This window comes from Pseudomonas sp. GW822-FHT04H02, from assembly GCF_058800645.1.
This window is the reverse complement of the sequence record NZ_JBXAMM010000008.1, coordinates 244,954-269,839: the sequence shown is the minus strand read 5'-3', so window position 1 is coordinate 269,839 and position 24,886 is coordinate 244,954. Positions and strand designations below refer to the sequence as shown.

At 63.3% G+C, this 24,886-nt stretch carries 21 protein-coding genes; 10 read left to right on the top strand and 11 right to left on the bottom strand.

Annotation, left to right across the window (positions count from 1 at the left end; all coding sequences use genetic code 11):
• The first annotated feature begins 52 nt into the window (after positions 1-52).
• The 5 genes from AC1RMG_RS29435 to AC1RMG_RS29415 all read left to right on the top strand — a co-directional run bounded on the left by AC1RMG_RS29435 (position 53) and on the right by AC1RMG_RS29415 (position 8,541).
• Positions 53-3,901, top strand: a complete 3,849-nt coding sequence (locus AC1RMG_RS29435; protein WP_011063570.1) for a bifunctional diguanylate cyclase/phosphodiesterase — start codon at positions 53-55, stop codon at positions 3,899-3,901.
• 196 nt (positions 3,902-4,097) lie between these two features.
• Positions 4,098-5,351 carry a serine hydroxymethyltransferase gene (gene glyA, locus AC1RMG_RS29430; protein ID WP_401027849.1) on the top strand — a complete coding sequence of 418 codons (1,254 nt, stop codon included), beginning with the start codon at positions 4,098-4,100 and terminating at the stop codon, positions 5,349-5,351.
• Positions 5,352-5,703: 352 nt separating this feature from the next.
• On the top strand, positions 5,704-7,017 hold the full coding sequence (locus tag AC1RMG_RS29425; RefSeq protein WP_015637104.1) for a C4-dicarboxylate transporter DctA: 1,314 nt from the start codon (positions 5,704-5,706) through the stop codon (positions 7,015-7,017).
• 79 nt (positions 7,018-7,096) lie between these two features.
• Entirely contained in the window at positions 7,097-7,810 is a 714-nt protein-coding gene (locus tag AC1RMG_RS29420; RefSeq protein WP_041119954.1) for a FadR/GntR family transcriptional regulator, read from the top strand.
• Positions 7,811-7,845: 35 nt separating this feature from the next.
• Positions 7,846-8,541, top strand: coding sequence for a GntR family transcriptional regulator (locus tag AC1RMG_RS29415; RefSeq protein ID WP_011063574.1), 696 nt, complete (start codon positions 7,846-7,848; stop codon positions 8,539-8,541).
• Positions 8,542-8,547: 6 nt separating this feature from the next.
• On the opposite strand, the gene yjiA is transcribed toward AC1RMG_RS29415, so the two are convergent.
• From yjiA to AC1RMG_RS29400, 3 genes are all read right to left on the bottom strand, one after another.
• The gene (yjiA, locus tag AC1RMG_RS29410) at positions 8,548-9,519 is read right to left on the bottom strand and encodes a GTPase (protein WP_019095101.1); all 972 of its coding nucleotides are present in this window, start codon (positions 9,517-9,519) and stop codon (positions 8,548-8,550) included.
• Positions 9,520-9,633: 114 nt separating this feature from the next.
• Entirely contained in the window at positions 9,634-9,831 is a 198-nt protein-coding gene (locus AC1RMG_RS29405; protein ID WP_007937254.1) for a YbdD/YjiX family protein, read from the bottom strand.
• 16 nt (positions 9,832-9,847) lie between these two features.
• Positions 9,848-11,914 (bottom strand): carbon starvation CstA family protein, encoded by a 2,067-nt coding sequence (locus AC1RMG_RS29400; RefSeq protein ID WP_011063576.1) that lies wholly within the window; start codon positions 11,912-11,914, stop codon positions 9,848-9,850.
• Between the two features lie 216 nt (positions 11,915-12,130).
• On the opposite strand from AC1RMG_RS29400, the gene AC1RMG_RS29395 reads away from it, so the two are divergent.
• Positions 12,131-12,592 (top strand): methyltransferase family protein, encoded by a 462-nt coding sequence (locus tag AC1RMG_RS29395; RefSeq protein ID WP_015637107.1) that lies wholly within the window; start codon positions 12,131-12,133, stop codon positions 12,590-12,592.
• Between the two features lie 54 nt (positions 12,593-12,646).
• Complete coding sequence (locus tag AC1RMG_RS29390; protein ID WP_011063578.1) at positions 12,647-13,015, top strand: PilZ domain-containing protein; 369 nt, start codon at positions 12,647-12,649, stop codon at positions 13,013-13,015.
• A gap of 7 nt (positions 13,016-13,022) precedes the next feature.
• Here AC1RMG_RS29390 and AC1RMG_RS29385 read toward each other — a convergent pair whose 3' ends face one another.
• The 4 genes from AC1RMG_RS29385 to katB all read right to left on the bottom strand — a co-directional run bounded on the left by AC1RMG_RS29385 (position 13,023) and on the right by katB (position 17,367).
• A complete protein-coding gene (locus tag AC1RMG_RS29385) occupies positions 13,023-13,751 on the bottom strand; it encodes a hypothetical protein (RefSeq protein WP_053153988.1) in 729 nt (242 codons plus the stop codon).
• 34 nt (positions 13,752-13,785) lie between these two features.
• Complete coding sequence (radA, locus tag AC1RMG_RS29380) at positions 13,786-15,153, bottom strand: DNA repair protein RadA (RefSeq protein ID WP_011063580.1); 1,368 nt, start codon at positions 15,151-15,153, stop codon at positions 13,786-13,788.
• 45 nt (positions 15,154-15,198) lie between these two features.
• Positions 15,199-15,759 carry an ankyrin repeat domain-containing protein gene (locus AC1RMG_RS29375; protein ID WP_220223306.1) on the bottom strand — a complete coding sequence of 187 codons (561 nt, stop codon included), beginning with the start codon at positions 15,757-15,759 and terminating at the stop codon, positions 15,199-15,201.
• A gap of 66 nt (positions 15,760-15,825) precedes the next feature.
• Positions 15,826-17,367, bottom strand: a complete 1,542-nt coding sequence (katB, locus tag AC1RMG_RS29370; protein WP_053160119.1) for a catalase KatB — start codon at positions 17,365-17,367, stop codon at positions 15,826-15,828.
• 287 nt (positions 17,368-17,654) lie between these two features.
• Between katB and mscL the strand changes: the two genes are divergently transcribed.
• The gene (gene mscL / locus AC1RMG_RS29365) at positions 17,655-18,068 is read left to right on the top strand and encodes a large-conductance mechanosensitive channel protein MscL (RefSeq protein WP_011063583.1); all 414 of its coding nucleotides are present in this window, start codon (positions 17,655-17,657) and stop codon (positions 18,066-18,068) included.
• Positions 18,069-18,115: 47 nt separating this feature from the next.
• On the opposite strand, the gene AC1RMG_RS29360 is transcribed toward mscL, so the two are convergent.
• Positions 18,116-18,892 (bottom strand): ferredoxin--NADP reductase, encoded by a 777-nt coding sequence (locus AC1RMG_RS29360; RefSeq protein WP_493170850.1) that lies wholly within the window; start codon positions 18,890-18,892, stop codon positions 18,116-18,118.
• Between the two features lie 214 nt (positions 18,893-19,106).
• On the opposite strand from AC1RMG_RS29360, the gene AC1RMG_RS29355 reads away from it, so the two are divergent.
• Complete coding sequence (locus tag AC1RMG_RS29355; RefSeq protein WP_015637112.1) at positions 19,107-20,231, top strand: methyltransferase; 1,125 nt, start codon at positions 19,107-19,109, stop codon at positions 20,229-20,231.
• A 96-nt stretch (positions 20,232-20,327) separates the two neighbouring features.
• On the opposite strand, the gene AC1RMG_RS29350 is transcribed toward AC1RMG_RS29355, so the two are convergent.
• From AC1RMG_RS29350 to AC1RMG_RS29340, 3 genes are all read right to left on the bottom strand, one after another.
• Positions 20,328-20,495, bottom strand: coding sequence for a DUF2474 domain-containing protein (locus tag AC1RMG_RS29350; protein WP_011063586.1), 168 nt, complete (start codon positions 20,493-20,495; stop codon positions 20,328-20,330).
• Between the two features lie 112 nt (positions 20,496-20,607).
• A complete protein-coding gene (cydB, locus tag AC1RMG_RS29345) occupies positions 20,608-21,615 on the bottom strand; it encodes a cytochrome d ubiquinol oxidase subunit II (RefSeq protein ID WP_011063587.1) in 1,008 nt (335 codons plus the stop codon).
• Between the two features lie 3 nt (positions 21,616-21,618).
• Positions 21,619-23,058 carry a cytochrome ubiquinol oxidase subunit I gene (locus tag AC1RMG_RS29340; RefSeq protein WP_011063588.1) on the bottom strand — a complete coding sequence of 480 codons (1,440 nt, stop codon included), beginning with the start codon at positions 23,056-23,058 and terminating at the stop codon, positions 21,619-21,621.
• A gap of 572 nt (positions 23,059-23,630) precedes the next feature.
• Here AC1RMG_RS29340 and AC1RMG_RS29335 point away from each other — a divergent pair.
• Positions 23,631-24,869 carry an MFS transporter gene (locus AC1RMG_RS29335; protein ID WP_015637113.1) on the top strand — a complete coding sequence of 413 codons (1,239 nt, stop codon included), beginning with the start codon at positions 23,631-23,633 and terminating at the stop codon, positions 24,867-24,869.
• The last annotated feature ends 17 nt before the right edge of the window (positions 24,870-24,886 follow it).

Sequence of the window (24,886 nt, the reverse complement as noted above, 5' to 3'; positions counted from 1 at the left end):
TCCGGCTTATAGTGCACGTCGCGCCAGCCCAGCCAAACCGCAGGATCACAGCTTGTTCAACGTCACTTCGCCAAAGCCCGCGCGCGCCGCTGCCCCCGGGCCGGCCTATCCTATGCGTGGCACACTCAAAGGCGCACTGGCGACGCTGGTGCTGTTGCTGCTGGCCCTGTTGTTCTGGCAGTTGCTCGATCAACTGCAACAGACACGCCAGGACCAGCGTCAGCATGCCATCGACTACAGCGCCGACCTGGCCGACCACCTGAGCCTGAACCTGGCGCTCAACGCCCAGATCGCTCTCAATCTGCTGCCCATCATCGAGGCACCGCAAGACAGCCAGCAGCAACAGCAACTGCTTCAGAAACTCCAGCGCTCGCTGCCGGACGTACGCAGCTTTGCCCTGCTGGACAGCAAGGGGCAAATCCTCAGCGACAGCGCCACCGATAGCCAGGACGCCCTGTGGCTCGCCGAGCTGGTCCAGCGCAGCCGTGCCCAACGCTACTACTACAGCAACCCCGCCGATGGCTCGGTGGTGCATGTCCTGCTGCACCAGTCCAGCGGCGGGAGCCGCGGCTACTGGGTCCTGCGCCTGGCTCCAAGCTTTCTGCAGACCCTGGTGCGGCAAAGCGAAGAGGGCTTCAAGCCCACCTGGGTGATCGAGAACCGCCTCAGCCACCAGGTGATCAAGCGCGATGAGCGCAGCACTTCGACCCCAGGCATGCTGGATCCCGACGAAATGGCCAGCAGCGTACTGCTGGTGCCCCTGAGCAACAGCGACTGGCAACTGCGCGGCCTGTTCGACCAGCGGGCCGTGCTCGAGGCGCTGCTGCCGGCCTTCATTGGCAAGTGCCTGCTGGGCCTGGCCTTCTCCCTGCTGCCGGTGATCGCCCTGCTGAACATGCGCCGGCGCCAGCGCCAACTGCACGAAGGCCGGCGGCGCTATCAGGACATTTTCGAAGGCACCGGCGTGGCCTTGTGCGTCATGGATATCTCAGGGCTTCCAGGGTTGCTCGACAAGCACAACCTGCACAACAGCGACCAACTCAAGCGCTGGCAGGCCAGCGACCCTGGCCACCGCCTGCAACTGCTCAGTGAATTGCGCATCACCGAGGTCAACCAGGTTGCCCTGCGCCTGCTCAACGTCGAATCCAGCGAGCAGGCCTGGCAACTGCTGATCGAAGGCAGCCCGAAGAACGGCAACGCCATCGGCAGCCAGTTGCTCGAAGCCGTGATCAACCAGCAGAAACAGCTGGAACTGGAGATCAAGCTCAGCGACGCCCAGGGCAACGACCAGCATCTGTGGCTGGTCCTGCGCCTGCCCGAGGCCATCGCGGACTACAGCGCGGTGATCCTCAGCATCAGCGACATCACCAGCCGCAAGCTGATCGAACTTTCACTGCTGGAGCGCGAAGGTTTCTGGTCGGACGTGGTGCGCACCGTGCCCGATCACCTGTACGTACAGGATGTGATCAGCCAGCGGATGATCTTCAGCAACCACCATCTGGGCCAGACCCTGGGCTACAACAAGACCGAGCTGCACCAGATGGGCGAGTACTTCTGGGAAATCCTCCTGCACCCGGAAGACGCCGACCTGTACCACCGCCTGCGCCAGGAGCAGCGGCACTCGGCCTATGCCCAATTGCTGCAATGCCAGTTGCGTTTCCGCCACCGCAGCGGCCAGTGGCGGCGCTTCGAGATCCGCGAGCAGGCCCTGGCCCGGGACCGCTACGACCAGGTGACGCGGATCATCGGCGTAGCCAAGGACATCACCGACCAGATCGAGGCCAGCGAGTCCCTGCGTGACAGCGAGCAGCGCTACCGCATGCTCGCCGAAAGCATCAGCGACGTGATCTTCTCCACCGACAGCAAGCTTTCGCTGAACTACGTCAGCCCTTCGGTGCACGCGGTGCTCGGCTACGACGTGGAGTGGATCTTCCAGAACGGCTGGCAGTCGACCATCGCCAACCCGCAGCAGCTGAGCGGCATCTACACCCTCATGGACCGGGTCAGCAAGGCCCTGGACAAACCCGAGCAACTGGCGCAATTGCGCAGCCAGGTGCAGACCCAGCTGTTCCTGTTCGACTGCCTGCGGGCCGATGGCCGCAAGATCCCCATCGAACTGCGCCTGGTACTGGTGTGGGACGAGCATGGCGCCTTCGAGGGCGTGCTCGGGGTCGGCCGCGACATCAGCCAGCAGCGCCGAGCGGAAAAGGACCTGCGCATGGCGGCCACGGTATTCGAGCACTCGACCTCGGCGATCCTGATCACCGACCCCGCCGGCTATATCGTCCAGGCCAACGAGGCGTTCAGCCGGGTCAGCGGCTACGCGGTGTCCCAGGTGCTCGACCAGTTGCCGAACATGCTCACCGTGGACGACCAGCAGGAAGCCCACCTGCGCTATGTACTCAAGCAGTTGAACCAGCACAGCACCTGGGAAGGCGAAGTCTGGCTCAAGCGCCGCAATGGCGAGCACTACCCGGCGTGGGTCGGGATCACCGCAGTGCTCGACGATGAAGGCGACCTGGCCAGCTACGTGTGCTTCTTCAGCGACATCAGCGAACGCAAGGCCAGTGAACAGCGCATCCACCGCCTGGCCTACTACGACGCCCTGACCCACCTGCCCAACCGCACTCTGTTCCAGGACCGCCTGCACACCGCCCTGCAATCGGCAGAACGACAGAAGTCCTGGGTGGTGCTGATGTTCCTCGACCTGGACCGCTTCAAGCCGATCAACGACTCCCTGGGCCATGCCGCCGGCGATCGCATGCTCAAGGAAATGGCCACGCGCCTACTGGGCTGCGTCGATGACGACGACACCGTGGCACGCATGGGCGGCGACGAATTCACCCTGCTCCTGCAGCCGCGCTCCAGCCGTGAGATGGCCCTGAACCGGGCGATCCATGTGGCCGAGCAGATTCTCGCCAGCCTGGTCAAACCCTTCGTCCTCGAAGGCCGCGAGTTCTTTGTTACCGCCAGTATCGGCATCGCTCTGAGCCCCCAGGATGGCAACGAGCTGAGCCAGTTGATGAAGAACGCCGACACCGCGATGTACCACGCCAAGGAACGCGGCAAGAACAATTTCCAGTTCTACCAGGCAGACATGAACGCCAGCGCCCTGGAGCGCCTGGAACTGGAAAGCGACCTGCGCCACGCCCTGGAGCAGGAGGAATTCGTGCTTTATTACCAACCGCAGTTCAGCGGTGACGGCAAGCGCCTGACCGGCGCCGAGGCACTGCTGCGCTGGCGCCACCCGCGTCGCGGCCTGGTACCGCCGGGTGACTTCATTCCGGTGCTCGAAGAACTGGGGCTGGTGGTGGATGTGGGCGACTGGGTGATCAGTGAAGCCTGCCGCCAGCTCAAGTCCTGGCACCAGGCCAAGGTGCGGGTGCCGAAAGTTTCGGTGAACATCTCCGCCCGGCAGTTCTCCGACGGCCAGCTGGGCATGCGCATCGCCACCATCCTCAAGGACACCGGCCTGCCACCGGCGTGCCTGGAGCTGGAACTGACCGAAAGTATCCTGATGCGCGAAGTCAGCGAGGCGATGCAGATTCTCGATGGCTTGAAGAACCTCGGCCTGAGCATCGCGGTGGACGACTTCGGCACCGGCTACTCATCGCTTAACTACCTCAAGCAGTTCCCCATCGACGTACTGAAGATCGACCGCACCTTCGTCGACGGCCTGCCGTCCGGCGAGCAGGATGCGCAGATCGCCCGCGCCATCATCGCCATGGCCCACAGCCTGAACCTGGCGGTGATCGCCGAAGGCGTGGAAACCCACGAACAGCTGGAGTTCCTGCGCGAACATGGCTGCGACGAGGTCCAGGGCTACCTGTTCGGCCGGCCGATGCCGGCCAACCGCTTCGAGGCGCAGTTCAGCAACGACGCCCTGTTCATGTTCGACTAACATCCCCTGCTTGCGTAATTGCCGGCCTGCCGGCGAAGGCGGTCTCAGGGGCCTCTTCGCTGGCAAGCCAGCTCCTATACAAGCCCGTACCCAAGTGAAGGCCACTTGTCTGCGACATGATGTCCTTTCATATGCCATCTAAAACCCATTGGGTTAGAATGCCTCCCTTTTCTGCCCCCGATCCTTGAGGACCGCCATGTTCAGCCGTGATTTGACTATTGCCAAGTACGACGCCGATCTCTTTGCCGCCATGGAGCAAGAAGCTCAGCGCCAGGAAGAGCACATTGAGCTGATCGCTTCGGAAAACTACACCAGCCCAGCGGTGATGGAAGCTCAAGGCTCGGTACTGACCAACAAGTACGCCGAAGGTTACCCGGGCAAGCGTTACTACGGCGGCTGCGAATACGTCGACGTGGTTGAACAGCTGGCCATCGACCGCGCCAAGGAGCTGTTCGGCGCCGACTACGCCAACGTCCAGCCACACGCCGGCTCCCAAGCCAACGCCGCGGTCTACCTGGCCCTGCTGCAAGGCGGCGACACCATCCTGGGCATGAGCCTGGCCCACGGTGGTCACCTGACCCACGGCGCCGCGGTGTCCTCCTCCGGCAAGCTGTACAACGCTATCCAGTACGGCATCGACGCCAACGGTCTGATCGACTACGACGAAGTCGAGCGCCTGGCCGTCGAGCACAAGCCGAAAATGATCGTGGCCGGTTTCTCCGCCTACTCGCAGATCCTCGACTTCCCGCGTTTCCGCGAAATCGCTGACAAAGTGGGCGCCTACCTGTTCGTCGACATGGCCCACGTGGCCGGTCTGGTCGCCGCTGGCGTCTACCCGAACCCAGTACCATTCGCCGACGTGGTCACCACCACCACCCACAAGACCCTGCGCGGTCCACGTGGCGGCCTGATCCTGGCTCGCGCCAACGCCGACATCGAGAAGAAGCTCAACTCCGCCGTATTCCCTGGCGCCCAGGGCGGCCCACTGGAGCACGTGATCGCCGCCAAGGCCATCTGCTTCAAGGAAGCACTGCAGCCTGAGTTCAAGGCTTACCAGGAACAAGTGGTGAAGAACGCCCAGGCCATGGCCGAAGTGTTCATCGAGCGCGGTTTCGACGTGGTGTCCGGTGGTACCAAGAACCACCTGTTCCTGCTGTCGCTGATCAAGCAGGACATCTCCGGTAAAGACGCCGACGCCGCCCTGGGCAAAGCCTTCATCACCGTGAACAAGAACTCCGTGCCAAACGATCCACGCTCCCCGTTCGTCACCTCCGGCCTGCGCTTCGGTACTCCGGCCGTGACCACTCGTGGCTTCAAGGAAGCCGAGTGCAAGGAACTGGCCGGCTGGATCTGCGACATCCTGGCGGACCTTTCCAACGAAGCGGTGATCGACGCCGTGCGTGAGAAGGTCAAGGCCATCTGCAAGAAGCTGCCGGTATACGGCGCTTAATCAGCCCGCAGACCGCAGCAGAAAAAGCCCGGCCCAGCGCCGGGCTTTTTTGTGCCCGCAGGGCCGCGCAGACAGGCGGTGAAAGGAGCCTGCGAGGTCTTGCGAACGCAAGATACCCGGGCGGCTGGTCCGGCCGATCGCAGCCTGCGACAACGGCTACAGTGGCCAGGGGAGGAAAAACCACTGGTCAGACCGGTAAAGCCAATCTGCACCCTCCCCCTTGTAAACCCATAAAACCCGAGCGTAGACTGCGCCTGCACTGGACATACCGGTAAGACCACAATAATTAAGTCCTCCATCCGTTGCGCGTCCCCCGCGCACGGCAGACAGGACACCGACCAGGATTCCCCCCATGCTCAGATGGTGCTCGCGTTCGATTTTCCTCCAGGTTGTCCTCGGACTGATGCTCGGCATCGTGTGCGGACTCACCCTCCCCGAATACTCCTCCCAGCTCAAACCCCTAGGCGATGGTTTCATCAAGCTGATCAAGATGCTGATCGGGCTGATCGTGTTCTGCGTGGTCGTCAGCGGCATCTCCGGTGCCGGCGACCTGAAAAAGGTCGGCCGCATCGGCCTCAAGTCGGTGATCTACTTCGAGATCCTCACCACCGTGGCCCTGGTGATCGGCCTGATCATGGCCTTCAGCACCGGCATCGGCAGCGGCGCCAACATCCATCTGGAGCAACTGTCCACCGCGGACATGGGCGACATCGCCCAGCGTGGCCAGCACATGCACACCACCACTCAGTTCCTCATGGACCTGATTCCCACCTCGGTGATCGGTGCCTTCGCCGAGAACAACATCCTCCAGGTACTGCTGTTCTCGGTGCTGTTCGGCAGCGCCCTTAACCTGGTGGGTGAAGCCGCCTCGGGCATCTCCCGGCTGATCAACGAACTGAGCCATGTGATCTTCCGCATCATGGGCATGATCGTGCGTCTGGCGCCCATCGGCGTGTTCGGTGCCATCGCCTTCACCACCAGCAAGTACGGCCTGGATTCGCTGCAGCACCTGGGCAGCCTGGTGGGGCTGTTCTACCTGACCTGCTTTGCCTTCGTCGCGGTGATCCTGGGCCTGGTGATGCGTTTGTCGGGCCTGCGCATGCTGCCCTTTCTCAAGTACCTGCGCGAAGAGTTGCTGATCGTCCTCGGCACCGCTTCCTCCGACGCCGTGCTGCCGCAGATCATGCGCAAGCTGGAACACCTGGGGATCGGCAGTTCCACCGTAGGCCTGGTGATTCCCACCGGCTACTCGTTCAACCTCGACGGCTTCTCCATCTACCTGACCCTGGCCATCGTCTTCATTGCCAACGCCACCGGCACTCCGCTGTCCATGTCGGACCTCTTGACCATTCTTCTGGTGTCGCTGATCACCTCCAAGGGCGCCCACGGCATCCCCGGCTCGGCGCTGGTGATCCTGGCGGCAACCCTGACTGCAATCCCGGCGATTCCAGTGGTGGGCCTGGTGCTGGTGCTGGCGGTGGACTGGTTCATGGGCATTGGCCGCGCCTTGACCAACCTGATCGGCAACTGCGTGGCCACCGTCGCCATCGCCCGCTGGGAAAAGGACATCGACGTGCAGCGGGCCAACAAGGTGCTCAGCGGCCAGCAGGGCTACACCTTCCAGGCCCGAAAACCGGTGACCGGCGCCCACCAGCAGGAATTTTGACCCGATCTTGTGCCTGTCATCGGCAGGCACAACACTCGGCGCGGCAACAGCGCGCTATTAATCGTTCATGGAGTCAACAGTGATCAGCTCGTCAACAGTGGTGAATTCAGTGGTAGAAAAGCTCCGGGCCGCCCTGGCCCGCGGCCAGTGGCGCTCCGGCGACATGCTGCCAGGGCAACGCGAATTGGCCGAGCAACTGGGCATCAGCCGCCCCAGCCTGCGCGAAGCGGTGATCGTCCTGGAGACCCTGGGCCTGGTGCGCTCCATGCCCGGCAAAGGCGTGGTGGTGCTGGACACACCCTTGGACGAAGCGCAGGGCAGCGACAGTGCAGTGGCCGGGGCCAGCCTCGAAGACGTGCTGCAACTGCGCTACACCCTGGAGCCCTTCATCGTCGGCCTGGTGGCGCAATCCATCAGCAGCAAGGAAGTCGGCCAGTTGCGCCTGACCCTGATGGACATGCGCGAAGCCCTTGAAGCCGGCGACAGCGAAGCCGGGGTCAACGCCTACATCGCCTTCCACGAGGAACTGTTCACCCTGACCAGCAACCCGATCTTCCAGAACGTGGTGCAACAGACCAGCAATGCCCTCAAGCAAAGTGCACAGATCCTGCGCAATTCACCGGAGCACCTGGCCGAACGCCTGGAAGAAAACGAGGCGGTGGTGCGGGCCATCCGCAACAAGAACAGCGCCCTGGCCAGCGCCGAGATGCGCCGGCACATCCTCCAGGAAGGCCAGCGCATGGGCATCGAACTGAATATCCCGGACGATCACCTGGGCAACAGCGCCCAGTAATCCCCCCGAGTCAGCAACCGGACTGGAGACAGGCCATGGTCAGCTACGCCCTGAAAAACAATCCCTTCACCCGGGTGGCCAGCCTGCCAAGGCGCCCGCGGGGCGAAAGGAAGCTGCTGGTGGATGATGTCTACCCGCAGATCTTCGACGCCATTCTCGAACAGCGCATCGCTCCCGGCAGCCGCTTCACCGAAGACAGCCTGGGGCAGGCCTTCGGCGTCAGCCGCAGCATAGTGCGCCAGGTCCTGGCGCGGCTTTCCCATCAGCAAGTGGTGATCCTGCGGCCCAATTACCGGCCCCAGGTGGCGGCGCCGGACCTGGAACAGACCCGGCAGATCCTGCATGCCCGGCGCCTGACGGAAATCACCCTGGTGCGCCTGGCCTGCCAGCAGCCCCGGCGCCAGTTGCAACCCTTGCGCGAGTTGATCGCCCAGGAGCGCGAGGCCATTGCCCGCGACCAGCGCGGGCCGGCTATCCGCCTGTCCGGGGAGTTCCACCTGCAACTGGCGGAAATCGCCGGCAACGGGCCCCTGGCACAGTTCCTCGGCAGCCTGGTGCCCCTGACCTCACTGGCCATCGCCCAGTTCGAGGGCCAGGCCCGCAACTACTGCTCCTGGCAGGAACACTCGAAGATCATCGATGCACTACAGGAGGCCGATGCCGAAAAGGCCGAAACCCTGATGAACCAGCACCTGGCGCACCTGGAGCAGCGCCTGCTGGGCGGCCTGTAGCCGCCATCAGCCCGCGAGCATCCGCTCGAACCCCTGCCGGATCTTCTCTTCCGGCAGATCGTCGGCAATGAACACCATCACGCTCTCGCGCACTTCGCCTTCGGCCCATTCGCTGTCCCAATCGAAGCCATAGAGCTTGAGCACGCCCTGGAACACCATGCGCCGGGGCTCGTCGATAACGCTCAGCACACCTTTGTAGCGCAGCAGTTGCTTGCCGTGGTCTTCCAGCAGCTCATTCATGAATTCGCTCAGGCGATCCAGGTCCAGGGCTTGCTCGGTGCGCAGCACCAGGCTGGAAATCCGGTCCACTGACGGCGCCTTGCTCACTGGCCGCAGGCTGAGACCGCCCCCCAGGTCGGCATTGAGATTGAACCCCCGCACATCCAGCAGCTCGGCCAGGTCGATCTGGCCGTGCTCCACCAGGCGGATCGGTGCCCGGCGGTTGATCCGGGTCAGGCGCTGGCCGAGGGCTTCGAAAGTCGCCTCGTCCACCAGGTCACGCTTGCTCACCAGCAGCCGGTCGGCAAAACCGATCTGCGCCTGGGCAATGGTCTGGGTCAGGTGGAACTCGGCGTGCTTGGCGTCCACCAGGGTGATGATGCCGTCGAGGATATAGCGTTCGCGCAGTTCCTCATCGATGAAGAAGGTCTGTGCCACCGGCGCCGGATCGGCCAGCCCGGTGCACTCGATCACCAGCCGGTCAAAGGCGATCTCGCCGCTGTCCAGACGCTCCAGCAACAGGTACAGGGCCTTGGTCAGGTCGGTGTGGATGGTGCAGCAGACGCAGCCGTTGGACAGGGTCATGACCTGTACCGGCTGCTCGCCCAGCAACTGGGTGTCGATGCCGGCATCGCTGAATTCGTTCTCGATCACGGCGATCTTCAGGCCGTGCTCGGCCTTGAGCAGGTGGCGCAACAAAGTGGTCTTGCCGGCGCCAAGAAAACCGCTGAGCACGGTCACGGGAATAGGGTTGTGCAAAACAGGATCTCCCACGCATAAAAACGTAGAAGCCGGCTTGTCGGCGATGGCGTCCGAAGAACCGCTATCGCCGGCAAACCGGCTCCTACAGGGGTGTGGCTCAAACGCTGTGTTTCAACAGCACTTCGGACCGCCCTTGCCGCCGTATCGCGCCTCCTGGCGTTCCCGGAAGAACGCCTCGTACGACATCACCGGCTTGTCCGGGTGCTTGGTTTGCATATGCTCGACGTAGTTGTCGTAGTCGGGCATGCCGACCATCAGGCGCGCGGCCTGACCGAGGTATTTACCGAGGCGACTCAGGTCATTGAACATCGTTGCAATCCTCGAGTTACGCGTCCGGCACGGCCTGATAGGGCGATTCTTTATCCGTACGCTCCTTGCTGCCCCAGGCGGCGATGCCGACCTTGAGCGCGTAGAACAGGATGCTGAACACCACCAGCAGGAACAGGGCTGTCAGGGTCGCGTTGGTGTAGGCGTTGAAGATCACGTGCTGCATCTGCGTGATGTCCTTGGCCGGAGCGATGATCTGGCCGTTGGCCATTGCATCGCTGTATTTCTTCGCCAGCGACAGGAAGCCGATCGCCGGGTTGGCGTCGAACAGCTTGATGAAGCCTGCGGTGGTGGTGCAGATCAGCAGCCACACAGCCGGCAGCAGGGTGACCCAGATGTAGCGCTGGCGCTTCATCTTGATCAGCACCACGGTACCCAGCATCAGGGCGATACCGGCCAGCATCTGGTTGGAGATGCCGAACAGCGGCCACAGGGTGTTGATGCCGCCCAGAGGATCGATCACGCCCTGGTACAGCAGGTAGCCCCAGAGCGCCACGCAGCCTGCGGTGGCAATCAGGTTGGCGGTCCACGACTCGGTGCGTTTCAGCGCCGGAACGAAGGAACCCAGCAGGTCCTGGAGCATGAAGCGCCCGGCACGGGTACCGGCGTCCACCGCAGTGAGGATGAACAGGGCTTCGAACAGGATCGCGAAGTGGTACCAGAAGGCCATGGTGTTCTCACCCGGCAATACATGGTGGAGGATCTGCGCGATCCCCACTGCCAGGGTCGGCGCGCCGCCGGCACGGGCCAGGATGGTGTTTTCACCGATGTCCTTGGCCACCGCCTGCAGTTGGTCCGGGCTGATCGCAAAACCCCAGCTGCTGACAGTCTGGGCTACCGCCACCACGTCGCCGCCGACGATGGCCGCCGGACTGTTCATGGCGAAGTACACGCCCGGCTCGATCACCGAGGCCGCGACCATGGCCATGATCGCCACGAAGGACTCCATGAGCATGCCGCCGTAGCCGATGTAGCGGGCGTTGGCTTCGTTATCCAGCAGCTTGGGCGTGGTGCCCGAGGAGATCAGCGCATGGAAGCCGGAGACCGCACCGCAGGCAATGGTGATGAACAGGAAGGGGAACAGGCCGCCTTTCCACACCGGGCCGGTGCCGTCGGTGAACTGGGTCAGGGCCGGCATCTTCAGCTCGGGCATGGTGATCAGGATGCCGATCGCCAGAGCGATGATGGTGCCGATCTTGAGGAAGGTCGACAGGTAGTCCCGCGGTGCCAAGATCAGCCACACCGGCAGTACTGCCGCGACGAAACCGTAGCCGATCAGCATCCAGGTGATCTGCACGCCGGTGAAGGTGAACATCTTGCCCCACACCGGATCCGCCGCCACCTGGCCACCCAGCCAGATGGAGCCGAGCAACAGCAGCACGCCGATCAACGAGATCTCACCAATGCGGCCCGGGCGGATGTAGCGCATGTACACGCCCATGAACACCGCGATCGGGATGGTCGCCATCACCGTGAAGATGCCCCACGGGCTCTCGGCCAGGGCCTTGACCACGATCAGCGCCAGCACCGCGAGGATGATGATCATGATCAGGAAGCAGCCGAACAGCGCGATGGTCCCCGGGATACGGCCCATTTCCTCACGGACCATGTCGCCCAGGGAACGGCCGTTACGCCGGGTGGACAGGAACAGCACCATGAAGTCCTGCACCGCACCGGCCAGGACCACCCCGGCAATCAGCCACAGGGTGCCGGGCAGGTAGCCCATCTGCGCCGCCAGCACCGGGCCCACCAGGGGGCCTGCGCCGGCAATGGCCGCGAAGTGGTGACCGAAGAGAATGTGCTTGTTGGTCGGGACGTAGTCCAGACCATCATTGTTGACCACGGCGGGCGTGGCCCGGCCCGGGTCCAGCTGCATCACGTTGTTGGCAATGAACAGACTGTAATACCGGTACGCCACCAGATAGATGGCCACGGCGGCGACCACAATCCACAAGGCGTTGATCGCCTCGCCGCGACGCAATGCAACTACGCCAAGGGCGCAAGCTCCTACGATTGCCAGCAGCAGCCAAGGAACATGGCGCAACAGGCTATTATTATTTTTCATTTTTTTATTCCAGCCAGGAGGATAGAAAAACCGCGTTTCGAGTGTAGCGCTACTGCTCTTAAAGACCACCCCCCACGTTGGTCTAGAGCCTTCTTTTAACTTATGAGGGCGGTTTTTCTTGCTCCCGATCTGCCTGAGCGGCGCCCGCCAGGAAAAAACCGGAACCCTGGGCACTTGCCGACAGTCGCACGCTTGAGCCTTGGTGCAGGAACCTCCATGTCAACGCCACCCGAACAACCGCCATTGCCACCGCCACTCCTGTATTTACTGTGCCTGACCCTGGCGCTGTTTCTCAGCGGCTGGCTGCCCTTGCCGCTGCCGGTCAATAACGGCGTGCGCAGCCTGGCAGTGATCCTGATCGTCTTCGGGCAGGGCTTGTCGTTCTGGGCCATGTGGCGTTTCCGGCAACAGCGCACCACCTCCAGCAACTTCGACCAGCCCGACCAGTTGCTCCGCGATGGCCCCTTCGCCATCTCGCGTAACCCGATCAACCTGGGCGACACCCTGGGCTACTGCGCCATAGCCCTGCTGCTGGGCAACCTGTGGCCCTGGCTGTTGCTGCCGGGGCTGCTGTACCTGATGAACCGCACGGTGATCCGCCCGGACGAGAGACAACTGCTGGAGCTCTTTGGCCAGCCCTACCGTGACTACTGCCGCAAGGTCCGGCGCTGGTTGTAGCGACAGGCGCGAACCGGGGTCTATAGTTCAGGGCACCATGTAGAGGGCCAGCCCATGACCGAGCAACACGACGACCGCCGACGCTTCAAACGCATCGCCTTCGATGCCCGGACCGAACTCAGCCAAGGCACCCACCGCTGGCCGGTACGGCTGCTGGATCTTTCACTGAAGGGCCTGCTGATCGAGCGCCCCGACCCGTGGCTGGGCGACCCGGCGCGCCCCTTCGAGGCCGACATTCACCTGAGCTCCGACGCCGATGTGCGCATGGACGTACAACTGGCCCATGACAATAAGGGCCAACTGGGCTTCGTCTGCCTGCACATCGGCCTGGAGTCCATCGAGCACCTCAGGCGCCTGATCGAATTGAACCTGGGAGACCCCGAGGAGCTTGAGCGCGAGCTCGGGGCCTTGATCGATATCTGATGGCCTTTCAGGGAAACAGCGCGGGCTCGGGAAACTCGCTTTCCGTGTCCCAGTAACCCGCCTGCTGGCGCGTGGTGACAGTCCACTGGCCGTCGGCATAACGGAAGGTGCGATAGGTGGTAACGAACTCTTCGTTCTCCATCGATGAAGCGGACGACACCTGCTGGATGCTTTCCGTGCCGCCACCAACGGACGGTACGATCTGCCAGGCCGCCTTGCCGGTCTGGGCAAACAGCAGCGGCTGCTTCTCCGCGCCCTCCCCCTGGCACAGCACCGGGTCCAACTGATTCTGTTCCGGCATCAGCACTTGGGTGGCCGGGCCGCTGTAGCTGCCCATGGGAGCGGTCTGGTCGATGGTCAGGAAAAACGCCGGGGACGGCAGGCCGTTCAGCGGTGCCTTTTCCACGGTGGCCATCGGGTAGCCCAGGGACTTCTGCGCCAGTACCTCGCCGCTATCGGACACCAGGCGCGCCTGGGCTCCCAACGGCGCGCTCGGCTGATCCCCCTCCGGCTCGGCAAAGCTGTCGGCGTCCAGGCCATTGCCCCAGCTATCGGCATGCAACTGGGGGGTGATGCGCACATCCTCCAGCACCTCCAGCACCGAACCGTCGCCCACCAGCACCTGCTGGGCAATCCGATAGCCTTCCGGCACCTCGGCCGGCTGTGCCAGGGCCAGGCCGCAATAGCCCAGTAACCCCCAACCCAACACCCGCCCCCTGAATCCGCTCATGGCCATATCACCTGCTTCCTTTCAAAAAAGACCTGCATGCTTACTCGAAAAGTGCATCCAGCGCCTGCTCCAGGCGGGTCACGGCAATGATCTTCAAGCCCGGCGGCGCCTCTTTCGGCGCGTTGCCCTTGGGCACGATAGCTCGCTTGAAGCCGTGCTTGGCCGCTTCCTTCAAGCGCTCCTGACCGCTGGGCACCGGGCGCACCTCACCCGACAGGCCGACTTCGCCAAACACCAGCAGGTCATGGGGCAACGGACGGTTGCGCAGGCTCGACATCACGGCGGCCATCAACGCCAGGTCGGAGGCGGTTTCCAGCACCTTGACCCCGCCCACCACGTTGAGGAACACATCCTGATCGTGGGTGGGGATGCCGCCATGGCGATGCAGCACCGCCAGCAGCATGGCCAGGCGGTTCTGGTCCAGGCCCAGGGTCACCCGGCGCGGGTTGGCCAGGTGGCTGTCATCCACCAGCGCCTGGACCTCCACCAGCATCGGCCGGGTGCCTTCCCAGGTGGCCATCACCACGCTGCCCGGAACCTCTTCCTGGGCACGAGTCAGGAAAATCGCCGAAGGATTGGAGACCTCCTTCAATCCGCGGTCAGTCATGCCGAATACACCCAGCTCATTCACCGCACCGAAACGGTTCTTCACCGCCCTCAGCAAGCGCAGGCGCCCGTCGGATTCGCCTTCGAAATACAGCACGGTGTCCACCATGTGCTCCAGCACCCGCGGCCCGGCCAGGGCGCCTTCCTTGGTCACGTGGCCGACGAGGAAGATCGCCGTGCCGCTCTGCTTGGCGTAGCGCACCAGCAAGGCCGCGCTCTCGCGCACCTGGGACACGCCGCCCGGGGCCGACTGCAGTTGTTCGGTGAAAATCGTCTGGATCGAGTCGATCACCATGACCTTGGGTTTTTCTACCCGGGCCGTGGCGATGATGGTTTCGATGCAGGTCTCGGTCATCACCCGCAGTTGGTCCTGGGGCAGGCCCAGGCGCCGGGCGCGCATCGCCACCTGCTGCTGGGATTCCTCACCGGTGACATACAGCGCCGGCATGCGCGTGGCGATATTGCACAGGGTCTGCAGCAGGATGGTCGACTTGCCGATCCCCGGATCACCACCGATCAGCACCACCGAACCGTCCACCAGGCCGCCGCCCAGCACCCGGTCGAGTTCACCGGAAGCGGTGGAGAAACGCGGGATTTCCTCGACGCTGACTTCCGCCAGGGTCTTGATCTGCGCCTGCTGCCCGGCCCAGCCGGTGCGCCCGGCAGGTGCCGCCGCGCCGCCGCTTTCGATCATGGTCTCGGTCAGGGTGTTCCAGGCCCCGCACTCACCGCACTGCCCGGCCCATTTGGGAAAGGTGGAGCCGCACTCGGTGCAGCCGTACATGCGCTTGGCCTTGGCCATCTGAACCCCCGGCAAAAACCGCGATGATAGCTCAGCTGGCGCGGATCAGCGCGGTGCGGCGGTACGTATCTGCCCGCTGGCCAGGCGCGTGGCGCTATTGCCCAGGGGATCCTCGGCATTCAGGTCGGCGCCCTTGGCGGCCAGGGCGTCGAGCAATTCGACCCGCTTGAACAACCCGGCGTACATGGCGGCGGTCTGCCCGGCGCCATTGCGCTGGTCGGGGCTGCACTCGGCGGCCAGCAGGCGCCGGGCGATCTGCACCTCGCCCTTGAAGATCGCCCCCATCAAGGCCGTGTTGCCACGCTTGTCCTGGGCGCAGGCGTTGGCCCCAGCGGCCAGCAGGCGCTCCACCGCCGGGCCCTGGCCGTGATAGGCCGCGAGGATCAGCGCGGTGTAGCCCTTTTCATCCTGGGTATCGAGGGAATAGCCGGCCGCGATAAAGGTGTCGAGCATTTCCACATCGCCACGGCGGGCGGCATCGAAATAGTAGTTTTCCAGCTGGACCTTGACCGCCACCGGGTCGGCGGCGGCCGCTGCTTCGGCCGTAGGCTGCGCGTAGGCGGCAAACGACCAGGCCACTGACAGCAGCGCTATAAAAAGACGCATGGCGCGACTCCTCTGTCGGAAAAAGACGTCACGCCCGGGCGGGCGTGACGGGTAAGGCTCGCTCGATCAGTCGCTCAACTTCGCCGCCAGGGCCTTGACTCGGGCCAGGTCGCCCTTGGCCACCTTGGTCACCCCAGTGCCGTATTCAGGGTCGGCCTTGTAAAGGAACGACAGCATGATGTGCTTGCTCTCATCATCAGTGGTGGCCAGGGAGCCGCCGAAGCTGTCGATCAGGTCCTGGCGTTCCTTCTTGCTGAAGGAGCGATACAGGTCACCGGCCTGCTTGAAGTTCTGCTCGCGCTGGATCTTCGCCTGCTGGGTGCTGCCCGCCAGCGCCATCTGGCTGTAGCGCGCGGTCTGCGGCTCTTCGCGTGGCATCAGGCGGCTTGGCTGGTAGTTGACCCCCGTGCTGCTGTGGCCCAGGTTCATCGCGCCGTCCTGGTTGCCGTTGTTCACCGGGTTCTTCGGCGCGTTGATCGGCAGTTGCAGGGCATTGGCGCCGATGCGGTACATCTGGGTATCGGCATAGGAGAACACCCGGCCTTGCAGCAGGCGGTCTTCCGACGGTTCGATGCCTGGCACCAGATTGGCCGGCGCCATGGCCACTTGCTCGGTTTCCTGGAAGACGTTGGCCGGATTGCGGTTCAACACCATCTGCCCGACTTTGCGCTCGGGCACACCGGGCCAGATCTTGGTAGCGTCCAGCGGGTCGAAATCAAACTTGGCCAGGTCTTCGGGTTTCAATACCTGGACATACAAGTCCCACTTGGGAAAGTCCCCTTTATTAATGTGGGTTACCAAGTCATTAGTCATATGGCTGTAATCGCGCCCCTGTACCTCCACCACTTGTTTCGGGTCGAGATTCTTCAGACCCTGCAGGCTCTTCCAGTGGAACTTCACGTAGTGCACTTCGCCCTTGGCGTTGATCAACTTGTAGGCATGCACACCATTACCGTCCATTTCCCGGTAACTGGCCGGAGTGCCGGAGTTGGAATACAGCTCGGTCAGAGTACGGGTGGCTTCTGGAACATGGGAGAAGAAGTCGAAACGCCGCGAGTCATCGTCGAGATTGGTGCGCGGGTCGGGTTTGAACGCATGCACCATGTCCGGGAACTTGATGGCATCACGAATGAAGAAGGTCGGGAAGTTGTTGCCCACCAGGTCCCAGTTACCGTCCGCGGTATAGAACTTGGTGGCGAAGCCCCGTGGATCGCGCAAGGTTTCCGGGGAGTGGTTGCCATGCACCACCGCCGAGAAACGCACGAATACCGGGGTCACTTCGCCGGCGGCAAACACCTTGGCACGGGTCAGGTCCGTGAGGTTGTCGGTTACCGTGAAAGTACCGTGGGCACCCGTGCCACGGGCATGCACCACACGCTCTGGAATGCGCTCGCGGTCGAACCGCTGGAGTTTCTGAATCAACTGCACGTCTTGCAACAGCACCGGGCCGGTGGCGCCCGCAGTCTGTGAATTCTGGTTGTCGCCCACTGCCGCACCGTTGTCGCGGGTCAGCGTGGCGGCCTGTACGGAAAGGGAAAGCATACTGGCGGCAAGCACGCCCAGTACGCGTCGCTGGGAAAGACTCCCAAGGCCAAGAGAAGCGGTCATGTTGTATTCCTCTAGTTATATAAGGCGCATCTCGATGCGCCTGCTAGAGGCTAGTGACTAAATATTTGAAAGATAAATAGAAAGGCCGTAACCGCTCGATTGACAGAATGTACTGGTTATATCGTGGGGCGCGGGGTATATCGCGCGCGATTTGATGGCACTTTGAATAAACTATTTGCCTCTTTATCGGTCGATAACCCCGCGAGCTGTAAAAAGTTGTTTCGGCAAAATGCTTTTTGCTGAATTACACTGCCGTAACCAACCTCATCTGTAGCAAGGAATAACCTATGGGCGTGCTAAGTGAATTCAAGGCCTTCGCGGTCAAAGGTAATGTGGTCGATATGGCCGTCGGTATCATCATCGGCGCCGCGTTCGGCAAGATCGTCTCGTCCTTTGTTGGCGACGTGGTCATGCCGCCAATCGGCCTGCTGATCGGTGGGGTGAACTTCGGGGATCTGGCGGTCACGCTCAAGGCGGCTGCGGGCGATACGCCGGCAGTGGTCTTGGCGTACGGCAAGTTCATCCAGAGCATCATCGACTTCGTGATCATTGCCTTCGCCATCTTCATGGGGGTCAAGGTGATCAACCGTCTCAAGCGCGAAGAGGCCGTGGCCCCGACGCTGCCGCCGGTGCCGACCAAGGAAGAAGAGCTGCTGGGGGAGATCCGCGATCTGCTCAAGGCTCAGAACAACAAGCCCTGAGGCTGATCCCGCAATACGACAACGGCGCCCTGATGGCGCCGTTTTCATTACCAGTAGTTTTCCACCGCCACCTGCCCCGGTCGCCGGGTCAAGCTCAGGCTCATGCCCCGCTGCTTGAGCAGGGCGCGGGTGTCATCGATCATCTGCGGGTTGCCGCAGAGCATCACCCGGGAGTGCTCGGGGCTCAGCTCCACGCCGGCGGCACGCTCCAGCTCACCGTTCTCGATCAACTGGGTGATGCGCCCGTTGAGGCTGCCCGGATGCTGCTCGCGGGTCACGGTGCTGATGAATTGCAGCTTGTGGGCAAATTCCGCCAGGTATTCGCGCTGGGGCAACTCGGCCAGCAGGCGCTGATAGGCCAGCTCCTTGGCCTCGCGCACGCTGTAGACCAGGATGATGCGTTCGAATTTTTCCCACACCTCGAAGTCCTGGAGGATCGACAGGAACGGCGCAATCCCGGTGCCGGTGGATAGCAACCAGAGGTCGCGACCATCGACGAAACGGTCCAGGGTCAGGTAGCCAAAGGCCTGGCGATCCACCAGCAGGCTGTCCCCCACTTCCAGGCAGCTCAGCTCGCTGGTGAACTCGCCGCCGGGCACCACGATGGAAAAGAACTCGAGAAACTCATCGAACGGCGACGACACCATGGAATAGGCGCGCCACACCGTACTGCCGTCGGCCTTGGTCACCCCGAGGCGAGCGAACTGCCCGGCACGAAAGCGAAAACCCGCATCCCGGGTGGTGCGCAGGGTGAACAGGCTGGAGGTCAGGGGCTGGACCTCGAGCAGGGTCTGGCGGGTGTACTTTTCTTCACTGGCAGTCATGACAGGCTCCACAAAACCGATGCGCTAGTGTCCCGCAAAGCGCCGCGCAGAAACACCGGCGGTTTGTAGTGGCATAGAGCGCGGGCAATCAGCGACAAAAAAACGTACCATTTAGCCCCGCTTCGAACAGCCCGCGCTGCCGCTGTCCGAGGGTTCCCGTGCGCTCGACAGCCCCCACCGCCGGGACATTCACCGATTACCTAGAGTCCGCCCCATGCCCCTGCTTGCAAGCCCCTTCGCCCAGCTCGACCTGATCCGCCAGCCCGAACAGCAGAACGAGCCACTGCAAGCCTTCGACGCGGCGGACGAATACCTGCTCAATCACCTGGCCGAACAACAACCGGCCAGCGACACCCGGGTGCTGGTGCTCAACGACAGCTTCGGCGCCCTGGCCGCGAGCCTGCTGGGCAAGGTCCAGGTCAGCAGCAGTGGCGACTCCTACCTGGGCGCCCTGGCCCTGGAAAAGAACCTGGTGCGCAACGGCCTGCCCTTCGACGCCGTGCGCGTGGTGCCGGCCAGCGAGCCCCTGGCCGGCCCCTTCGACCGGGTGCTGATCCGCGTCCCCAAGACCCTGGCCCTGCTGGAAGAGCAACTGATCCGCCTGCAAGGGCAGCTGGCCCCCGGCGCCCAGGTGGTAGCGGCGGCGATGGTCAAGCACCTGCCCCGCGCCGCCGGTGATTTGCTGGAGCGCTACATCGGCCCGGTCCAGGCCTCGCTGGCGGTGAAAAAGGCTCGGCTGCTGATTGCCACGCCGCAAGACAAGCAGCCCGTCGTGTCGCCCTACCCGACCCGCTATCGCCTGGAACAGCCGGCCATCGAGCTGCTCAACCACGCCAACGTGTTCTGCCGCGAAGGCCTGGACATCGGCACCCGCGCCTTCCTCCCGCACCTGCCGCAGAACCTCGGCAGCGCCCGGGTCGCGGACCTGGGCTGCGGCAACGGCGTACTGGCCATTGCCAGCGCCCTGGACAACCCCCAGGCCCATTACACCCTGGTGGACGAATCCTTCATGGCGGTGCAATCGGCCCGGGAGAACTGGCAGGCCGTGCTGGGCGAGCGCGAAGCCCAAATGCGAGCCGGCGACGGCCTGGCCGGCCAGGCAGCGCAATCCCTGGAGGTAGTGCTGTGCAACCCGCCGTTCCACCAGCAGCAGGTGGTGGGCGACTTCCTCGCCTGGCGCATGTTCCAGCAGGCCCGGGAGGCCCTGGTGGTAGGGGGCGCACTGTACATCGTCGGCAACCGCCACCTGGGCTACCACAGCAAGCTGGCGCGGCTGTTCCGCGGCGTCGAGCAAGTGGCGGCAACCCCCAAGTTCGTCATCCTCAAGGCCCGCAAGTAAGGGCTCGCCAGAACACAGCGGCCTTTTCGACAGGCAAAAAAAACCCTCCACCAAGGGAGGGTTGAAACCGTGCCGCAAGGCAACGGGATGGGATGATCAGTGGGTGGTCAGGCCTGCGGCATTCATGAACATGCGCATCAGGCTGGCGACCACGAACAGGGCCAGGACACTGCCGCCCCAGATCATTACCAGCCAACCCAGGCGCTGCCACAGCGGCTTCTTTTCCGCCTGTTCGATTTCCTGCAAAGAGTGTTTACCGCTCATGACCTCAACTCCTGCCTAACCCGGATTCCCGTAGGAGCTGGCGTGCCAGCGAAAGCGACCGCAAGCTCGGCGCAAGGCGCGAAGGCCTCTTCGCCGGCAAGCCGGCTCCTACCTAGTGATAACCGTCTTCGTGGGTGACCTTGCCGCGGAACACGTAGTAGCTCCAGAAGGTATAACCCAGGATGAACGGGATGATGAACAAGGTACCCACCAGCATGAAGCCCTGGCTCTGCGGCGGCGCGGCGGCGTCCCAGATGGAGATCGACGGTGGCACTATGTTCGGCCACAGGCTGATGCCCAGGCCGCTGTAGCCGAGGAAGATCAGCACCAGGGTCAGCAGGAACGGCGTGTAGTGGGCGTTGCGGGCCACGGCGCGGAGCAGGCCGTACATGGTCACCAGCACCAGGATCGGCACCGGCAGGAACCAGAACAGGTTCGGCAGGGTGAACCAGCGCGCGGCAATCTCGGCGTGGGCCAGGGGCGTCCAGATACTGACGACGCCGATCACCGCCAGCACCACGTAGGCCAGGGGCCGCGCCAGGTCATGCATCTGCAGTTGCAGCTTGCCTTCGGTCTTCATGATCAGCCAGGTGCAACCGAGCAAGGCATAGGCCACCACCAGCGCCAGGCCGCAGAACAGGGTGAACGGGGTCAGCCAGTCCAGGGAACCGCCGGCGAACTGGCGGTTGACCACCGGCAGCCCATCGATGAATGCCCCCAGGGCCACGCCCTGGAAGAAGGTCGCCGCCACCGAGCCGCCGATGAAGGCCTTGTCCCAGATGTGGCGCTTGTCTTCCTTGGCCTTGAAGCGGAACTCGAAGGCCACGCCGCGGAAGATCAGGCCCACCAGCATCAGGATCAGCGGCAGGTAGAGTGCCGAGAGCACCACCGAGTAGGCCAGCGGGAAGGCGCCGAACAACGCCGCGCCGCCCAGTACCAGCCAGGTTTCGTTGCCGTCCCAGACAGGCGCGACGGTGTTCATCATTACGTCACGGTCGCGGTCGTCCTTGACGAACGGGAAGAGAATCCCGATCCCCAGGTCGAAGCCGTCCATGACCACGTACATCATGATGCCGAAGATGATAATCACGGCCCAGAGCAGCGGAAGATCAATACCCATGACTCAGTTCCCCTTGTTCAGGCGGGTGCCGTGGTCGGCGTCGTGGTCATCGTCGGCTGCGGACAGCGGACGGGCCGGGGTGCGTTTCTGGCCGGGGCCACCGTGGCTGGTTTCGGCACCTTCGTTGGTAACCGGGCCTTTGCGCACCAGGCGCATCATGTAGCCGATACCCACGCCGAACAGCGAGAAGTACACCACCACGAACAGCGCCAGGGTGATGCTCATCTGCACAAAGCTGTGGCCGGAAGAGGCATCCGCCGTGCGCATCAGGCCATAGACCACCCACGGCTGGCGGCCGATCTCGGTGGTGAACCAGCCGGCCAGGATCGCGATCAACCCGGACGGGCCCATCCACAACGCCAGGTACAGGAACGGGCGCGAGGTGTAGAGGGTGTCGCGCTTGCGCAGCCAGAGGCTCCACAGGCCGGTGAAGATCATCAGCATGCCCAGGCCGACCATGATCCGGAACGACCAGAAGACGATGGTCGAGTTGGGCCGGTCCTCGGGTGGGAACTCCTTGAGCGCCGGCACCTGCTTGTCCAGCGAGTGGGTGAGGATCAGGCTGCCCAGGTAAGGGATTTCCACCGCGAAGCGGGTTTTCTCGGCCTTCATGTCCGGCCAGCCGAAGAGGATCAGTGGGGTCGGCTCGTTGCCGACGTTCTCCCAGTGGCCTTCGATGGCGGCGATTTTCGCCGGCTGGTGCTTGAGGGTGTTGAGGCCATGGAAGTCGCCGATCACCGCCTGCACCGGCGCCACGATCAGGGCCATCCACATGGCCATCGACAGCATGCGACGAATGGCCGGGTTGTCCCGCCCGCGCAGCAAGTGCCAGGCTGCGGACGAACCGACGAAGAACGCCGTGGCGACGAACGCCGCTACAGCCATGTGCGCCAGGCGATAGGGGAATGACGGGTTGAAGATTACCGCCAGCCAATCCACCGGGATCACCTGGCCGTTGACGATTTCATAGCCTTGCGGGGTCTGCATCCAGCTGTTGGACGAGAGGATCCAGAACGTCGAGATCAGGGTGCCGATGGCCACCATCACCGTGGAGAAGAAGTGCAGCTTGCGCCCGACCTTGTTCCAGCCGAACAGCATCACCCCGAGGAAACCGGCTTCCAGGAAGAAGGCCGTGAGCACTTCATAGGTGAGCAAGGGGCCGGTGACGGACCCGGCAAAGTCCGAGAAGCGGCTCCAGTTGGTGCCGAACTGGTAGGCCATCACCAGGCCGGAGACCACGCCCATGCCGAAGTTGACGGCAAAGATCTTCGACCAGAAGTGGTAGAGATCGCGGTAGGTGTCGTCGCGGGTCTTCAGCCAGAGGCCTTCGAGTACCGCCAGGTAGCTCGCCAGGCCGATGGTGATCGCCGGGAACAGGATATGGAACGAGATGGTGAACGCGAACTGAATTCGGGCGAGATCAAGAGCCTCTAAACCGAACATAAGCTTTCCTCTATCAGGTAATACCGGCTGCCGGCCAGAGGCCTGCACCCACTGCCCCCACGGATATGGAGTGCGGCGAATTCGGATTCGTTCTTTTTTAAACCATCGCTACGCAGGGAGTCTGGCACTTGGGCCACCACATCAGCCTTTGCAAAAAGGTTTTGATCTGGATCAAGCAACGTTGAAAGAGTAGTCCTAATTTCGCCATGCAACTCTGTGGTTATTTGCCGCGTGACAGCTTGCCTCACCCTCTCAAGCCCGGGGTTTTCCCGGCTTTTCCCACACAAAACGCCTGTAGCCGCTGCTGAGCCTGCGAAGCTGCGAAAGGCCGGGCCGCGTTCGGTACGCAGGGCCTTGGCTGGCAACTTCCCGTCGAACCTGCGGCGTATTCAAGATCCTGGCGTCTCCTTCGGAGCCGTTCGCAGCCTGCGGCAGCGGCTACAGGGTTCGCGACCAGGTGTTCGAGCGAAAAACAAGATAGATGCGCGGCTAACGACTTTTCCCCGGGCCGCAACTATTGGTTACACCTTGGTGATAATCTCGTGGCACTCCCCGCTCAGATCTACCGCCCGATGCCCAGCCAAGACCCTCTGCTGCTCCGTCACCATCGTCCGTTCATCGCGTTCTGGCTGGCGCGGATCTTTACCGCCAGCGGCTTCCAGATGCTCACCGTGGCCATTGGCTGGAACCTCTACCAACTGACCGGCAATGTGCTGGACCTGGGCCTGGTGGGGCTGGTGGAATTCGCCCCGCGGGTGCTGTTCATGCTGCACACCGGGCATGTGGCCGACCGCTACGACCGGCGTCGGGTGGCGGCCATCTGCCAGTCGCTGCAAGCCCTGATCGCCCTGGCCCTGGCCGTCGGCAGCCTGACCGACAGCGTCACCCGGGAAATGATCTTCATCCTGGCCTTCCTGCTCGGCGGCGCCCGCTCCTTCGAAATGCCCACCACCCAGGCCCTGCTGCCGAGCATCGTGCCCGCGGCGCTGTTTCCCCGGGCGGTGGCCGCCGCGCAATCGGCGCAGCAGTCGGCGACCATCGTCGCCCCGGCCCTGGGCGGTTTGCTGTACGCCTTCGGCAGCGTCTGGGTCTACGGCCCCACCGTGGTCCTGTACCTGATCGCCTGCCTGCTGATGCTCAACCTGCCGGCCCGGCAGACCCCGTTGAACAAGGGCAAGGCCACCCTCGATTCGCTGCTGGCGGGCATCCGCTTCATCCGCAGCCGCCCGGACATCCTCGGGGCCATTTCCCTGGACCTGTTCGCCGTGCTGCTGGGCGGCGCCACCGCGCTGCTGCCGGTGTTCGCCAAGGACATCCTGCTCACCGGCCCCTGGGGCCTGGGGCTGCTGCGTTCGGCGCCAGCGGTGGGAGCCTTGCTGATGTCCCTGTGGCTGGCGCGTTTTAGCGTCGAGCGCAAGGTCGGGCGGGTGATGTTCACCGCGGTCGGGGTGTTTGGCGTGGCCACCATCGCCTTCGGCCTCTCGACCTCGTTCTGGTTTTCCCTGGCGGTGCTGGTGGTGCTGGGGGCGGCGGACATGATCAGCATGGTGATCCGCGCCTCTTTCGTGCAACTGGAAACCCCAGACGAAATGCGCGGCCGGGTCAGCGCGGTGAACGGCCTGTTCATCGGCGCTTCGAATCAGTTGGGGGAGTTCGAATCCGGGCTGACCGCCCACTGGTTCGGCACGGTGCCGGCGGTGGTGCTGGGCGGGGTCGGCACGCTGCTGGTGACCGGCGTCTGGATCAAGCTGTTCCCGACCCTGGCCCAGCGCGATCGGATGATCGAACGGCTCGAGCAACCCAAGGCCTGAAGCCGCGCCGGGCTGGC